The organism is Echinicola jeungdonensis (assembly GCF_030409905.1).
Lineage (GTDB): Bacteria > Bacteroidota > Bacteroidia > Cytophagales > Cyclobacteriaceae > Echinicola > Echinicola jeungdonensis.
Genome location: NZ_JAUFQT010000001.1, coordinates 2,189,828 through 2,206,732, shown reverse-complemented (window position 1 = coordinate 2,206,732; position 16,905 = coordinate 2,189,828). Strand labels below are relative to the sequence as shown.

Here is a 16,905-nt window from a genome sequence, read left to right as displayed (position 1 = left end):
TAAAACCCATTCAACTTTTTCTTTGCCCCTGTTTCGGAAGGTACACTGGTTGTATTTCTGAGCTGTAAGAAAGGCAAATGAAATCACAGAAAGCCCGGTAAAAGGGAAAAAAATTACCTTCATTTATTATTGATCAAATTGTTCTCTGAATAATTTGAAATTCAGATTTAAAGCAGCATTTTTTAACTTTGGTGAACTTATCTTTACATTAATAATCCAGGGAAAAAGCTGAACCGCATTAGGTATTTTTACACGGGTTTTATCATAGGTATTCCTGTATCACCAATTGAATAGTTCAATTCCGGAAATATTTACCCTTCTTTGGCCTCCCCGTTCCAATGGAAGAGAGGTATCCTTCAAAACATGGTAATTAAAATTCCCAAACCAAGGAAATGGGGGTATAGTTTCAACATATAAACTTACTGGATTCGGTTTTGCCAATCTGTTCTATTTTCAGGCAAAGAATATTTTTCAAATGCCCTAACAATAGGCTGGGCTACCTTTGTTTCATCATCAAAGAAACCTCTTCCTCTGGCCATGGGTTCCCACCAAAACACGCCTCTTCCAAGTCCGTTTGGCGTATCAAGAACAATTTCATTAACAGCTTGAAACCATTGTTTTTGGCCTTCTGGTGTTTCTGGAAATGGGTAAGGTGCATTTTCATGGTAGGTATTTTCTCTCCAATAGTAACCTGTTTCGATTACAATAATTTCTTTTCCATACCGTAAAGCTGTCATTCTGAGATTATCCCTTAGATCAAGTAAAGTCCCATGGGACCAGGGATAAAAAGAATATCCAATTACATCATAATCAACATTATATACTTCCATTTTATCAAAGAATGTTTGGGAAAATGCTATGTCACCCCCATGGTCTACATGGACCATGATTTCAATTTTATTACCGTTTCCTTCAACCTCCCTTATGGCTTTCACTCCTGCTTTTAGGTAATCTGCAACATTTTTCCATTTGCTTTCCTGCGGTGTAGCATAATTAATCCGTCCATCGGGCCATAAAAAACCATTGCCGATTTCATTCCCAATTTGAACCATTTCAGGCAACACATCCTCATTTTTCAATGTAGTTAGCGTATTTAAAACAAACTCATAAACTGCAACAATTCGCTCCTCATGCGTCATATCGACCCATGAGGATGGAGTTGGTTGTTTCATCGGGTTTGCCCAGCCATTTGAAAACATCATGTCCAAAGCAAAATGGTAGTTATATTTTTGTAAATCTTTGGCTCCGTTTACCACATACTCCAAATCTTGGACAAGCCCATCACTCACAGGTTCATTGCATATCATCAACCTTGCCCAGTTATACCCATGATCATTAAAGATTTTCAGAACCGGCTTTTCGGCCCCGTCTATATCAAAATATTTTTCGCCATTGTCTTCGCGTTGTTTCACAAAAGACAAATCAAGGCCAAATGCATAATCATTATGATAAGGCAAGGACTGTGCAATAACTGCTGAATTAAACCACATCATCAGAATCCAGAAGAACAATAAGGTTTTGGGTAGGGTTATTCTGTTTTTCATATATCAAAGTAATTAGATAAGGAGGGGGTATTAAAATTTACAATTGTTAAAACCACTTTAGCAACTGGATTCTGTAAATCTGAATTAAAATTAATTTTCATTATTCTGTTATTTCTTCAATTTATCCACAACAATAAACGCCGTTTGCCAGGCATCAATTTTTAAATTGACCATAACGCTCTTCCCATCAACTTCTTTATAGGGTATTTCTTTGATTTTCCCGCTCATTGCATCCCAAACCTGAACTTTCCCTTTTCCCGATAGGGTAACATTCAGATCCTGACTGTCCTCTCCTTCATTGAAAATGAAATATAAATCGGCACCTTTCCATTTTCGGTGTGTGTATTTGATATACTCACATGGTTTTTCCAAAATAAAATCAGATTTAGGAAGAGCCGCTATCACCCTGTTAGTTAGTCTATTTGATGGTTCATTTACTTCAAAACTTATATCAACCTCAGGAGCATCCAAAAATGTTTTCCCAATTGACAATACTGATTCATTCCCAATAGAAATAACTATTCCTCCCGCTTTTTCAAATTCTTTTAAACGGGATAATGCTTTTGCTGACATTGCCCTGATTGGCGGGATAATAATAGCAGCGTATTCCTGCCCGCTTTTGTTGATAAAACTACCATTTTGAATTTCCAACAGTGAATCCAGCGAATACTCGTCAATAACATCGAAATCATTTTGTGTTTTCAACAACCCCTGCATCATTTCCACTGCTATTTTGTCAGTTTCATTGTCACCCAACCAAATACTGGTCGTAGGGAATAAGACGGCAAGCTGGGCGGCCGGAACGCCATGTGAGAGCAGGTAACAACAACGTTGGATATACTTGGCTACTGCTGGAAAATCCTCACGAGCAAGCCAGCCTCTCATGCCTGATTCACCTTTGCTTGAAGCAGGTACAAACATCACTTCGACCATATTGATGCCCCGCACCAGTTGCTGGTTAAGTATCCACTTTGCCTCATCAAAACCCGGTCTGGGATCGTAGGCAGCGAAACTCTCTGTAAACGACCTTAATTTTCCATTCATGTGCGCTGAAGAAGATGCATATTTTGGAAAAACCGGATTGGCATCACCAGGCCAAATCTGGTGCCATATGGCATCGATTCCTGGCATCTGCACGGTCCTCATATTTTTGAAGTAATCACCTTCCGAACGTATCAAACCTGTCATATTTTCTTCGTGGTTTAGATGCACCAGGTAGTCCAAATCATGACTTTCGCACCAGTCGGCCTGGATTTTAAAAAAGTTATTGGCAAATAGGGAGGACCATACCTCCCAATAATCAGCTTTTACACGTTTTTGTTCTTCAGTTGGATTGGGTGAAAAAAGTGTCGCGATATAAGGTTTCACGTCATATCCTTTGTGTTTCTTGAATTCACCAAAAATACCAGGGGTGTAAGGCACCCCACTGATAGAATAATCGGGCTCATCCCCACGGAAGCCGAGAATAGTTTCACCAAATTCTTCGCCCATATGGTATCTGTATTTCTCATGGGTAACTTCCATAAATTTGCCCGTGGCTCTTGGATCCATATAGTCAATTAGGGCATGGCGTCGATCTTTTCCACCTGAGGGATTGTTTACAGACCGAGTTGGTGATGACCGCATTATATGTTTAACAAGAAATAGCTGCCAATCTCCATCCGGGGCCGACCAATTTAATTCATGGCCATTTAATTCCACTATTTGAGTTTTACCATTGGTTTGGTTGAAAGCTGCAGCGCTAACAATATTATCAGTTAAGGGTAAGGACACTTTTTCCCCTCCACCTAATGCAAATGTGGTATCAACGGTTAAAATTTTCATACATAATTCGGGAGCCTCTTCCACAATTTTCCCTCCTGCAAAACCACTTGGATACTTCCCTTCATCCACCAGGTAAACCTTCATATCACGTTCTTTGGCCAGTTGAACTGCAGTTTTAACATCTTCAAACCACCCCTCAGAAAGGTAGGCATTGGGCATGTGATAACCCGGTTCCAGAGTCACCACCTGAACATTACTTGATTTGAAATTGTCCAAGTCCCGTTTTATTACTTCTTCGGTAACATCGCCATTCCATCCCCAATAGAATGAAATGGAATATTCGGGAGGTGGATTATTAAAGCGTTTTGCCACCTCATCCGCACTGGGATAGCTTATCCTGGATATAGGTTCACCTGAATTGGAATTACATGATGAAAAGGAAAGCATTATTAAAAGTGTAAACAGCAACCTAGAGCATAAATTTTTCGGAATAGCTTTCAAGTTGTTTTGAGCTGAACAGATTTCACCCTTTTCTCTTTCTTTCCGAAAGAAGTACTTTTTACAAAGTATTTTATGATTCATGTTTTTTTCAAAGCTTTTCCATCAAAAATTTATTCGCCGGTAACATTTCGTTGCATAATTGGTTTGCCTTCTTCAACTTCAATGGTTAGCCCTGACAGGTCTATATTTTCAGTGTTCTCTAAAACCAATCCCTTTTTTGCTTTTATATGACAATTTTCAAAAACAACACCATAGATGGGGCTCTCTTTTAGGCCATGCACAATTCCTGCATTTTCAACTGTACCGGAAACATTAATAATTTGGACATTACGCACAATAGGCAATGGATCGGAAGGAGGTTTAACGGGTGGTACCATACGCCATTCCATATTAAATTCGAAGGCCTGGCGGGTGTTCCTTAATTCCAAATTCCGGTAAGTAATGTTTTCCACAACACCACCTCTACTTGGTTGGGATTTGAACCTTATCGGGGCCCAATTACCGGTACTCATAATACAATCACGAATTTCAACATTCCGGATACCGCCGGACATTTCGCTTCCCATGGAAACTCCTCCATGGCCATAATTAAATATGCATTTCTCTACAATTATATTTTCAGCTGGCTTATTTACCCTTCTGCCATCTTCGTCTTTACCTGATTTTATAGCGATACAGTCATCATTGACATCAATATCGCAATTTGATATGAGGACATCTTTGCTAGAATCAATATCGATACCATCAGACATCGGAATATGATGTTCAGCACGTATAACAAGGTCTTTAATAACCACATGTTGGGAATACAAAACAAAAACGCCCCAACAGGCCTGGTTTTTAATCTTTATCCCAGAAATGGACACATTTTTACAGTTTTGGATGGCAATTAACCTGGGGCGGCCGGATTCAAGTTCTTGCCAGCTTTTATAATTTAGCCAATCAACACCGGAACCATCAATGGTACCCTTTCCGCTAATTGAAAAACCATCGATATCAAAAGCATTAATGAAAGCGGAAATCCACTCCCTTTCAATCCCTTCCCAGCGGGTATTTACAGTAGGGTAAGCATTTTCATCAACCACCCCCTTTAAAACACCTCCTTTCTCAATGTGCAGGTTAACCCCTTGTTTAAAGAACAAAGCCCCGCTTCTAAAAATCCCTTCAGGGACAATAACCGTCCCTCCACCATTGGCAGCACATTTATCTATAACCCTTTGTATGGTTTTAGTGTTGACAAAGGTAGAATCAGGGGTGGCGCCGAAATCGCGGATGTTGTAGGTTCGGTTTTCCTGACAGCCTAATAAGCTTAAGATCAATAAATGGACTATAATGATTTGGTTATAAATGATTTTTGTTATCATTTTCCTATTATCTGCTTTAACAATTATCCAACCCCTTACTCAAAACGATACAGTTTAGCCCGAAGAATAACAGGATCATTGGCCAGTTGAACTGCTGTACCCGTCCTGTTAATGATGGCCTCATTGGCCAGGTCGTAGTTCACCATTATTTTATCCCCATTTAAAAGTCTGCCGGCTTTCCATTTTCCATTAATATATTCTCCTTCGAAAATCGATACAAAACCAGCCATTTTAGGTCCTGGAGATTTAGGAACAAAATAGACCGTTGCGTTAGATCCGGCAATGGTAAATTCATCTTCCCCCTTCCATATGATGAGTCCATATCCGTTTTCAGCCTTAAGTTTTCCGCTTCTTAGGTTTTTGGGAAGTGAGGCTTCAATTGTATAACCGCCTAATTCCATGGTTTGAACCTTATTTTCAAGGTCAAGGGAAAAAGCAGTGATCCTATCTTCTGCCTGTGCCTTGGTGATTTCAGGAGTTAATTGCTCCAAAATGTCATAGGCTTTAGCGAGGTCAGATTCGGAAGGAGCTTCAATTTTTCCATCAATACCAAAGGGGGAATATCCGATTCCTTTTCTGGCTCCAACCACAAAAAACGCATTTGATGCCCCCGTGTAACCAGAAAATGATTCGGGTACAAATAAGGGGTTCCAGGAGTGGGTGTACATTCCGGTAATCCCTGAAAAATCAGGTAGGTAAATGTCCGGGCAATATAAATCTATATTGGGCGAAGCAATACGCCAAATGTCATGCACATGTGATTGTGGTCCACCAGCAGGGTAATCCCCGGGTTTGATGTCTTCAGGCTGGACAATCCATGCATTTACAAAAACCGGCAGGTCATATTTAGCTTTTCCGGCTGCTGCAATGGTATTCATATAGCTTGCATAATTCCAGGCCATAAATGCTTCCTGGGCAAAATTTTCTCCTCCAAAGATAGCTTTCCAGCTCCCATTTTCTTTATTTCCGCTTTTTGCCCAACTTGCTTTCAGTTCCGGTTGAAGTTCATCATGGTATTTTTTAAGCCCATTAATTAATGCGGTAGGAACCTGTGCTGAAAATGCTGTATTGGCAAGCTCTGACATATCCCTAGGAGCTCCCAGCACGCCCACTTCATTTTCCAACTGAATCATAATGACGGTTTTATCTTTGGAATCAACTTTTGCCAGGTGTTCCAGAAAAGCAGCGTAGGCTTTGGCATCTGCATTTCTTGCTTCCTTGCTTAAGGCCGTGATGGTTTCGGTAGGTTTTCCACTATTTAACCTGATCCGGGGAAAACGCTCCTGATCTTTCTTCACCCATTCGGGGACATAGTGCGAAAGTCCGTTTTTCCAACTACCAAACCATAAAAGGATTAATTTCAAATCATGCTCACGTGCACTCTCCAACATCCTATCCACAAGGGAAAAGTCAAATTCACCTTCTTCGGGTTCGACCTGTTGCCAGGAAACAACTGCGAGGAGGGTGTTAAGATTCATGTCTTTTAGCTTTTTCCATTTTGGAGACATGTATTCCATATTCGAGGTGCTTGAATTATGAAGCTCACCACCCAGAATTATATAGGGTTCCCCATCCACCATGAGTTGTGTTGCATGCTTATTATTTTGTAAATGAGGTAATTCTTGAGCCACGATAGGTTTAGAAATAAGGGATAATGTGAGCACAAGGATTACCAGAGCATAGGTTTTCCAATGATATTTCATGCTTTTAAATAATTGATAGGTTAGCATTAGGTTATTTTATTCCAGCGCTACATCCCAAACATTGGCCATTCTGGCCTTGCCTTCAGGGCCTTTGATGTTTAAGATCACGGTATATTTACCTGGGTTTTTATACTGATGGAATGGGTTTTGCTCAGTGGAAGTAGATCCATCACCGAAGTCCCATTGCCATTCAGTAATTTCACCTCTGCTTTGGTCACGGAATGCGACCAGTCTTTCAGATTTGTCGACAATAACAAAGGACCAATCTGCCACTAAGCTCTTCAAGTATTTTTCATCTAAAGGCATTAGGGTGAAAATTGTGCCCAAACTTGAATTCCCATACATCTTATGGTGCTTGGATAAATTCCAAAAACCCTTTTTACTCGTATCGTTCACATCATCATAATCAATTACTGCCCATGTCAAACCTATTTTTTTATGGTCTTTTAATATAGATTTAACCGCCCGTTCAGGTCCTTCATGTCCAGCATAATCAAAGGGGGTTATCCAAAACTCGGCAATTAGTTCACCCGGTTCACCCGGTTCAAAATCATAAGAGTACGTAATATTTGAATAGGGAAGTTCTTTTATCCAGGGTTGGCTCCCCCATGCCAGTGCCCAGTCTTTTCCTTCGGCAGGAGTGAATATGTGGTAATTTTGTGCATGGACGCCATGAAATTCAAAGTACCTGGCACCCCAATCCAAATCCTGATTGGGATGTTGTTCGTCTATCAAAGGGCCTCCGGAAAGATCGCCATCTACTACGATTTCAAAAGTGTCGTTATGCAAACCAGGCAGGGAGAAATCCCAGTAATTATCGTAAGCTTCATATAGAAAATAAAGACGGTTTAATCCTTTCACCCAAGCTACTTTCACTTTTACATCCAAATTTTGAGGATCGATTTCAGTATAGGTTTGGGAATCATCCCATAATTGATCAGTACCAACCACGTATTCGTCCGGAAATTCGTCCCAATCCTCGGTCTTACCATCTATCCTTGGGATCATGTCTGGAGGAAACTGGTAAATTTTGTACCCACGATCTTCCTGGGCCTGCAAATTCATAACCATTAGCATTCCCAGAAAAAGAATGATATTGAATTTTACACGCATAATTTAGTGCTTTTTCAGCCATTTATCCGGAACTGGAATAATACAGATATTCATCTCCCTTCCATTTTCAGAAAGCATAGCCGATTGTATTTGGATTTTTGTTCCATCCGGGCTGAATGTAGGATGACAATGGTCTCTTGCAGTTTGTTTATGGCCTGCCGAAAGAAGCATCATTTCACTGGTTTCACGGTTGATAAGGTAAATTTCGCGTGCAAAATTATCTCCAACTACAAAGCGTTTATCCGGTGAGCCACTCACATGCCAAAAACCGCTTCCATAAGGGATCTGTCCTGCAATGGTCATTTCCCTTGAATAAATATTTACTATTCCCAAGCCGGTGGGTTTTTCACGGGTACCCGAGGGTCCCCATTCTGATTCCTGCCCTGGGTTGGCACCGTATACCCCAGTACCTTCCTCACTATCCTCCTTGTTGGTATTTGGTATTTCCCTATGTCCCATTATTGCAAAGGCTACTTCATCAGGACTAATAACAGCCTCATGGGTAACCCATTCATACTCAGATTCAGGATAAAGAGGCCTTAGTCCTGTCCCATCGGAATTTACTATCCATGTGCGTTGAGGTGATTTTCCACCGGTTTCCCAGCAAAAAACAATCTGACCTGGCACCCATGGGTTGTTTTGAATGTGACCCACCTGAAAAGGAACTGATATCACATGTTTTGTCTCACCTGTTTTAATATTCATCCCGGCTATTCCCCCCGGACCTGCCCCCATATTTCTGGGGCCAAAATCCCCTTTCATTTCCACTCCTTTAGGCAGGTGCTTCATAGCTTCATCCCTCCCAACACGAAACCATACCCATTCCTCACTTCCATCAAGGACCATATCTCCTCCGGCTTCTATTTCTGGTGGAGTAACTCCACAAATTCGTTCATAAGCATCTTTTGATTTCAGATTACCAGATTCACTATCGGCAAATAGTTTTTTCAAATCAACTTCAACTACCTGAACAGCTCCCTTTTCAAGAGGCTCATTCTTCGGTTTTCTCATGAAATAGAGTTTCATTGAATTTCTCGCAATATTCAGCATTCCTGAATAACCACCTTCCGTAACCTGCACGATATCACCAGTTTTTTCGTTGACTGCCATGGCCTCTCCCTCCACTCGGTGGGAGCGGAAAATGATCCATTTGCCATCAGAGGTCCATTGGTTATGGGTTGGATAAATTTTACTGTCTCCTGCTGGTTTACTAGTTAAAAAAACCAGTTCAATACCCGTTTCCGGATCCGTTACCACCTTTCTTTCTGAAGGGAAACGGGTTCCGATTTGTGCAAAGGAATCAAGGGTGAACATTAACAAAAAAATAAGGATGCTGCATCTCATGAAAAAGGGATGCATAAACACCTTTCCCTGTCGCCTACCTACCTTTTGTGTACTTATTGATTTTGTAACTTTCATGGTTAGATTTTGCATTTTTTCATCTTATTGTGTTGTCGGTATTCGCAGCTTTGCAAAAGCTGAATCATTTTTTATGTGCGCATTCCTGCCAGGTTCCAGTGTGCTTCCGGTATCCTTCATTCATTACAAAATTCAAAGTACGATGTGACCGGGTGCATTGAGGGCGCAAGGTTAGCCCTGCCCCATAGGACTTTTATAAAAACGTTCCTCATAGATATCTTCATCAAACCCCTTAGAAATAATGGTTCCAGGCAGGCGCAGCTTCCGGTTTAATCCTTAGCTTCTCTAATTAGGTTAAACCGATCCTATTTATAATCTACCTATATCTATTTTTTCTATGTGTGATATTCTGTTGCCGTTACAAGTCTGGGAGCTAGCATTTTTGATTGATTCTATGTCAACAGTTACACCATCGTCCTCTGCACCACCGTCTTTTGTTTTATTAAATGATGAAGCTGATCTTGAAAGAGGAATAATAACAGTCAACATTATATAAAGAATAAACCCACCATTTTAAGTTTAAACTTTATTACTCAAGTATGTTTCACAAGTCAACAGACCAGTTTAAAAAACAATATATTGATTGTTTTATTTAATACTGTTCTGTATTGTAGGGTAAAAGTTGACGTCGGTTTAATCACTTCAGATATCAATCAGATATGACAAAGAGGCTGATAATCTGGCCTCGAAAAGAACGATTGATTTTTGAAGAAGAGGTTTGGAGTGAAAAGGGGGTATGGAAATTAAAAAAGGCCGTTCCTAAATATAGAACTGGCTTAGTGGGATTAATGAACTCCTAATTAAAATTCATTAAATATTTTGTAAAAAGATTGAAGCAACCTTTCTACTCCATAAGATTCATCTTAATTACATTTTTATAAATCAATTCTTCTCCTCTGATTTCATCCACCTGGATATTTTTAAGTTGAACATTTTCTACAGGCTTTTCTTCCTCCGCCATGATTCTGGAAACAAACTCTACATCCCCTGAATTAACATTGGTCATATTAATATCTTTAATCGGGGTCAAACGAGGTTCATAAGTAGGCACCAAATCCCCCCATTGGTAAAGCACGTCCGTTTCTAATCCCAAAACGCCTTTATCAATAGCTAGTTTGATTGCATTGGAGTTTGCAAATTGGTCACTTTGGTCTGCACCAAAATCGGTAATAAGGTAGCACTCAGCTTGTGAAAGGTCAGGAACCTTGATTGCGGGGATTTCAAAGGTTGCATCGACCCCCACCTCTTCTATTTCAATTGTTACCTGTTTTGATTTTTAGTATTGCAATAAATAAAAGTAGAAAAAACCAGTAGGCCGTAAATGCAAATTCTCATTATCATAATAATTCTATATTGTATTTAAGAAAAGAAGCTCCACCCCAGCGCAAAGCACTGGGGTGGAGCTTATAAAACAAACTCCTAATTGAAAATTTTGAAATTCAACCTTTTATAATTTTAGATTATTTATAAGTCGGGATAGATATAATTTCCTCGGGCAACCCATCCACTTTTACTTTCACAATGATATTTCCCTCTTCACGAGTAGATTGAAAGGTAACTAAGGCTTTACCGAAATAGGACTGAATCGAATTCCCTGAAAATGAATCCCTTCTAATATCACCTGTGTCTAGGCCTAACAATTTTCCTTTTCCTGAGACCTCTATTGTAATTTCCCTTTCATCAGTTTGAACTAAAACACCGTTTTCATCTAGCAGGCTAACTTCCAAATGGGCAAGATCAAGGCCATCAGCGGTAATACTTTCCCTATCCAATTTAAATTTAACCTGAGCGGGTTCATCTGAAGTTTGGAGGCTATAAACCGCCACTTGTTTTTCTCCATTATACCCTTTTGCTTCTATCTTACCTGCATCATAGGGTACATGCCACTTAATGGTGTTGTTGCTATAGTCCGAGGTTTTTCTCTTTCCCAGGGATTCTCCGTTAAGCAAAAGTTCCACCTTATCACAATTGGTGGTGGTATGTACTTCAACAATATGTCCTTTATATTGGGGAAAATTCCAATGTGAAGCCAAAAACGGCCAGCTCCAATGTGGTTTTCCCGGATCTATATCAAGAGATTGGTCTGCTACAGCAATCCTAACCATAGGTTTTTCATTCCACACAGATCGATGAAAAGCAGCACTGGGCTTTTCGAACATACAAATATCGAAAAATCCCGTTGGCCAACCTGTACTTGGCCAACCACTGCTCTCCCCAAGGTAATCTACACCTGCCCAAATAAATTGTCCAAAAACATAGTCGTTTTCTGCAACATCGTACCAAGGATTTGAAGGATAAAAATCTTTGTAAGTATTGCTTCTCCCCCTGAAATAGGGGTAAGCCTCTGAAATATACATTATCCTGTCAGGGAATTGCGCTTTATCCTCTTCCAACCATTGTTCCTGGTAATTGTAACCTACTATATCCATGGCTTCGGCAAAGCCATTTTTGTTATATGGACGGTCAATGACGGGTCTCAGAGCTGCTGTGACCGGACGGGTAGGTTCCTGTTTCTTTACATATTCTACCAACATTTTCAGCCGTTCAGTACCCCCTATTTCCCAGTTCTGCTCTGAAGTCTCATTACCTACACTCCATAGCACAATAGAAGGGTGGTTACGGTCCCGTAAAATCATAGCATCCATATCCCGCTGCCACCACTCATCAAAATATTTTTCATAGTATCCGCTTTTCCATTTATCAAATGCCTCATCAATGACCACGAGACCCAAACTGTCACACATATCCAAAAACTCTGTTGTGGGTGGGTTGTGAGAACAACGGATTGCATTGACGCCATATTCCTTGAGTATTTGAAGCCTGCGCAGGTAAGACCGATCAGGTACTGCAGTGCCCAGAGATCCTGCATCCGGATGAAGGTTCATCCCCTTCATTTTGATGTTCTCTCCATTCAGGAAAAAGCCTTTATCTGCATCAAACCTGATCTCTCTTACCCCAAAAGGGGTCTTATATTCATCGACTGTTTTGCCGTTTACCTTCACGGTAGTCTCCATCGCATATAAGGTGGGCTCGTCTATTGACCAAAGCTGAGGTTCCTTGAGTTTTAAGGATTGTTGCAAAGTCTCCTGCTTTGACTTCCCTACCTGAAGCTTTGATTTCTCTTCTGCAACTTTTTTTCCCTGCCTGTCAATGATCTGGTTTTGGACCAAAACCTCCACAGGATTTTGACCATTATACTCAATGGTGGTGGCTATATTGACTTGAGCCTCTTTTTCTGAAATCTCCAGAGTGGTAATATAAGTCCCCCATGTGGCAACATGGACAGGGTGGGTCACTTTTAGCCAAACATGCCTGTAAATCCCTGAACCTGAATACCAACGTGAGGACGGGCTGTCGCTATGATCCACCCTGACAGCAATGGTATTCTCCTTTCCGTAGTTTAAATAGGGAGTTAAGTCATATTCAAAAGTGGTGTAACCATAGGGATGAAACCCTAAATGCTTGCCATTGATATATACATCGCTCTGATGATATACCCCGTCAAATTGAATGACAACTTTTTTGGCTTTAAAATCCACAGGGACCATAAAGGTTTTGCGGTACCACCCAATGCCACCCGGCAAGTAGCCCATGGACCCCACCATCCACCCTTCACCAACATTTTCCTTGGAAACCGGCTGCTTTATACTCCAATCATGTGGCAACTGTACCTCTTGCCAGTTGCTGTCATCGAAATTGGGATTTTTGGCTTCAGAGACATCTTCAAGGGTGAAATTCCAATCAAAATCAAAATTCTTCTTCTCCCTTTGACTTTGTGCTAAGCTGATTAATGCTATAAAAAGAAAAACTAATGTACTTATGTACTTCATAATTTATTATCTTAAGTGTAAACTTATTTCATTAAGTTTGGCTCATTTAAACAAGACCATTATTGGGGCTTAATATTTTTAGGATTTTAAATTCAACTAATACTTATATTCAAACCAATCGAATATTGCTTTATTATTGCTTTTTTGTCCCTTACTGGTTGCATACAAACCGATTCCCGTACCGTTGAATTTATTGATCTCATTTTCAGAAAGGGTTACCAAGCTTTGTACCTCCCCTATATTGACCATATTGTCCGGCGATTCCCCGAACTGAAACTGCATGGCCAGGCTATCCACTTCAAGATTGAAAAATACCTCGGTTTTGTTATAGGGATCCGACAATACTATTTTCTTTTGGCCATCAAATTTCTTAACCAAAACAACCCTTCCCTTCTCTTTCATCAGCGTATAATAGCTTTCGTTTGTACGGTAAATGATCAAACCGGCTTGCTCGTTTTCCTTTGTTGGTTTGAAAGTTAATTTGGTGGTGGCGGAAAATTTAAAATGTCTTGTGGGCTGGATTAAAAGGGATGCATTTTCCAAACTGTCAACAACCTGTGGGCGTAATTCCATGGTTAGCTTTCCTTTCTCAAGGGTATGAAATTTCCTGGTCGGAGTTCTGACGGTATACCATTTCAAGGCCAGACTGTCTGAATCAAACTCATCCCTATGTGGTTCGGTTGGAATAGGAGTCCATGGCAAATCAGGTCTTTCTTGTTCCATCAATACTTTTCCTTGACCGGGATTAAATATAGGGGTGCCGTTTTCCATGGTTACCTTACATAGGAATGTTTCCCGCGGAAGAGGAACATGCCCTTCTATCTGCCTTTTTCCCAGAACAACGGCCCACCAAGTCCCATTCTGGATTTGTACCAGATCTGCATGACCCACTGCCTGGACCGGATAATCTTCACCGAAATGCCGGTGCGTCAATACCGGATTTATTTTATCGGCAGTGTAGGGGCCCAACACCGCATCACTATGATGCACGGTCACAGCATGGTACCCGTTTGTACCTCCTTCAGCAGTCCCCAATAAATACCGCCCATCGATTTTATAGATGTGGGGAGCTTCTGTATGGCTTGCATTGTTGGCATGTCCCGAGGTCAACACCTTCATTTCCCCTACCAATTTTTGTTTTTCTAAATCCAGTTCCTGTGCCCATATAGCACAATGGCCTGGCCAAGACCCTTTAAAATTCCAATAGTTTCCCGTGTAATAGCACCGGCCATCATCGTCCCAGAATAAGGAGGGATCTATACCAGGGGCTTCTGGCAACCAAACTGGGTCAGACCATTCTCCGGTGGGATCATCAGCTGTGATATAAAAATTTCCACCGCAATTATTACAAGTGGTCGAAATATAAAACAAACCCTTATGATAGCGAATAGTAGGAGCCCAGATCCCGTTTTTATCTTTTATACCATCAAAATTAAGTTGTTCCGGGCGGGTAATTCCATATCCAATCAACTTCCAGTTGACCAAATCCTTGCTGTGGTATATCGGAATTCCAGGAAACCATGCAAAAGAAGAGTTGACCAAGTAATAATCATCCCCTGCTCTGCAAATAGAGGGATCTGGCCCAAACCCCGGCATTATAGGGTTTTGGAATGCTGATGGGGCATCCTGGCCATTTGCTAAGCCAGAGCCAAATAACAATCCAAAAAATAATATTACCGGAAAACATCTAAAAATAAGCTTTAAATTCTTTGTGCTATCATTCTTATCAAAATATCCCATAATTAATTTCCCTTAATGTCTATCGCAACAAAACATTTAACCTCCATCTATTTTGGCCTGGATTATTTACCATTTATAAGATTTTTAGTTGGCTTTAAACGAATGTGAGATTTGTTATTACTGGTAAGCCCATGGCAATCCAAAGCCTTTTCCTTGGAAATAAAAAATCCATCAGGTAAAGAAAACTTTCCCTGATGGTTGCTTGGAAGAATTTTATTAGTTGTAGTCAGGATTCTGTGGGAATTCTCCAGTGTCCCGGTCAATAACCGATTGAGGAATTGGCCGTAACAAATGGAATGGTTTTATTTGATTTGCTCTTTCTGCAAGATTATTATGCTGCAAAGTTCGTTCAATCAATTTGCCGGTTCTTTTCAGATCCATCCAACGCTTATATTCCCCTGTCATTTCACGTGCTCTTTCATCGAGGATAAAGTCAAGGTCCACATCGGCTGCTGAAATCTCCATTGTTGACTCATTTCCAGGAATGGCTGCCCTCCTTCTAACAGTATTGATCCTATCAGCAGCCAAAGCATTATTTCCTAAATTATGATAAGCTTCAGCAGCAATTAGATAGGTTTCTGCCAACCGGTAAAGGAAAATATCGCGAGTTCCGGTGTAGTTGTCGGTATTGGAATGGAAAGCTGCATCTGGATCATGAAACTTCCACACCATTGGGAATTTTCCTGCTCCTCCGACATTCTCAATATCCTGTTTCCATCTGGGATAAGTAATGATATTAGCGTTAGGATGCTGTGCCATAAAAGCCAGTGAGTCAAGGGTTGTAAAATCCTCATCCCACTTTGGAAAATACACTTTTAGATCCCCCGCTTCAATGCCTTGTGCAGGATCATCAATAGTAGCATAAAACGTACTTAAGAACGTCCCATCATACCGACTGTCCATACTTGTATTAAAAAGGGAGTATAAGAATTGGGTTGGAGTGAATTGTGACTTTTTCCAGTTATAGGTAGGATTTTCACGCTCAAACCCTGCTTCCTTGGTCCATAATTCCCATCCCCAATGTGCACTTTGCCCGTTCCCGTCAGGACGTCCTTGACTGGTTACCCCCAACGTCCCCGGATCATATTGTACAGAAAAAATGATCTCACTATTTATTTCATTGCCAGGGGTGAACACTTCTTCAAATGTGCCTAATAGAGAATATCCGTAATCATTTATTACTTCATCAGCTAAAGATGCTGCCAAAGAAAAATCATCAGGAGCCCCATAAGACCGATATCCTCTGGTGAGATGAACCAAAGCCAGGAGGTTTTTCACCGCTCCTTCACTAACCCGACCAAATTGGTCAGGACCAGGAGAAACTCCCTCCATAGAGGATTGCAATTCGCTAATGATATATTCATATACGGTTGCCTCAGAAGCCCTTTCAAAATTGGTGACTGCAGAGTTGATTTCTTCTTCCACAATTGGAATACCACCAAATTGCTCTACTAACAAATAATAATAATAGGCACGAAGAAACTTAACCTCTGAAACAAGCCTTTGTTTCTTTTGCTCATCCATTCCATTGACAGCATCTGCTCTTGATATGGCTGTATTGCAAATCTGAATAGCCCGGTAAACCTCTGAATAAAAATCAGAAACAAAACTATTTTGAGGATCCAAACCAGCATATTCATTGAGTTGGCTACTGAACACATCCCGGTTCTCATAAGTACCGCCGATAAGTTCGCTTTCCCCTCTGGTGTAAATATCAACGCCAAGGCAAAAAAGCCAAGGGTCATCTCCCCACACATTCCTTAATGAGGAATAGGCTGCGCTAACTAATGATTCGTAACCTGACTCATCAACAAAATAAGTATCAGCGTTTACATTACTTCTGTTTTCTTCTTCAAGGAAATCTTCACAAGAAAAAGTAGACAAAGCTAATAAGCAGATTATATATATTTGATTATTAAATTTCATG

General features: G+C 40.6%; 10 protein-coding genes. All 10 read right to left on the bottom strand.

Annotated elements, in window-relative coordinates; translation table 11 throughout:
* Positions 1 to 419 precede the first annotated feature (419 nt).
* Positions 420 to 1,544, bottom strand: coding sequence for a glycosyl hydrolase 53 family protein (locus QWY93_RS09185; protein WP_290247921.1), 1,125 nt, complete (start codon positions 1,542 to 1,544; stop codon positions 420 to 422).
* A 108-nt stretch (positions 1,545 to 1,652) separates the two neighbouring features.
* Entirely contained in the window at positions 1,653 to 3,890 is a 2,238-nt protein-coding gene (locus tag QWY93_RS09180) for a glycosyl hydrolase (protein WP_290247920.1), read from the bottom strand.
* Positions 3,891 to 3,919: 29 nt separating this feature from the next.
* Positions 3,920 to 5,173: a glycoside hydrolase family 28 protein gene (locus QWY93_RS09175; protein ID WP_290247919.1), complete on the bottom strand. Its 1,254-nt coding sequence runs from the start codon at positions 5,171 to 5,173 to the stop codon at positions 3,920 to 3,922.
* Positions 5,174 to 5,208: 35 nt separating this feature from the next.
* On the bottom strand, positions 5,209 to 6,876 hold the full coding sequence (locus tag QWY93_RS09170) for a GH35 family beta-galactosidase (RefSeq protein ID WP_290247916.1): 1,668 nt from the start codon (positions 6,874 to 6,876) through the stop codon (positions 5,209 to 5,211).
* A 36-nt stretch (positions 6,877 to 6,912) separates the two neighbouring features.
* Entirely contained in the window at positions 6,913 to 7,989 is a 1,077-nt protein-coding gene (locus QWY93_RS09165; RefSeq protein WP_290247915.1) for a PKD domain-containing protein, read from the bottom strand.
* Between the two features lie 3 nt (positions 7,990 to 7,992).
* Positions 7,993 to 9,408 (bottom strand): TolB-like translocation protein, encoded by a 1,416-nt coding sequence (locus QWY93_RS09160; protein WP_290247913.1) that lies wholly within the window; start codon positions 9,406 to 9,408, stop codon positions 7,993 to 7,995.
* An 844-nt stretch (positions 9,409 to 10,252) separates the two neighbouring features.
* Positions 10,253 to 10,651, bottom strand: coding sequence for a hypothetical protein (locus tag QWY93_RS09155; RefSeq protein ID WP_290247912.1), 399 nt, complete (start codon positions 10,649 to 10,651; stop codon positions 10,253 to 10,255).
* A 217-nt stretch (positions 10,652 to 10,868) separates the two neighbouring features.
* Positions 10,869 to 13,238 (bottom strand): glycoside hydrolase family 2 TIM barrel-domain containing protein, encoded by a 2,370-nt coding sequence (locus tag QWY93_RS09150; protein WP_290247910.1) that lies wholly within the window; start codon positions 13,236 to 13,238, stop codon positions 10,869 to 10,871.
* Positions 13,239 to 13,334: 96 nt separating this feature from the next.
* Positions 13,335 to 14,897, bottom strand: coding sequence for a glycoside hydrolase family 43 protein (locus tag QWY93_RS09145; RefSeq protein ID WP_290247907.1), 1,563 nt, complete (start codon positions 14,895 to 14,897; stop codon positions 13,335 to 13,337).
* A 297-nt stretch (positions 14,898 to 15,194) separates the two neighbouring features.
* A complete protein-coding gene (locus QWY93_RS09140; RefSeq protein ID WP_290247905.1) occupies positions 15,195 to 16,904 on the bottom strand; it encodes a RagB/SusD family nutrient uptake outer membrane protein in 1,710 nt (569 codons plus the stop codon).
* Between the last annotated feature and the right edge of the window lies 1 nt (position 16,905).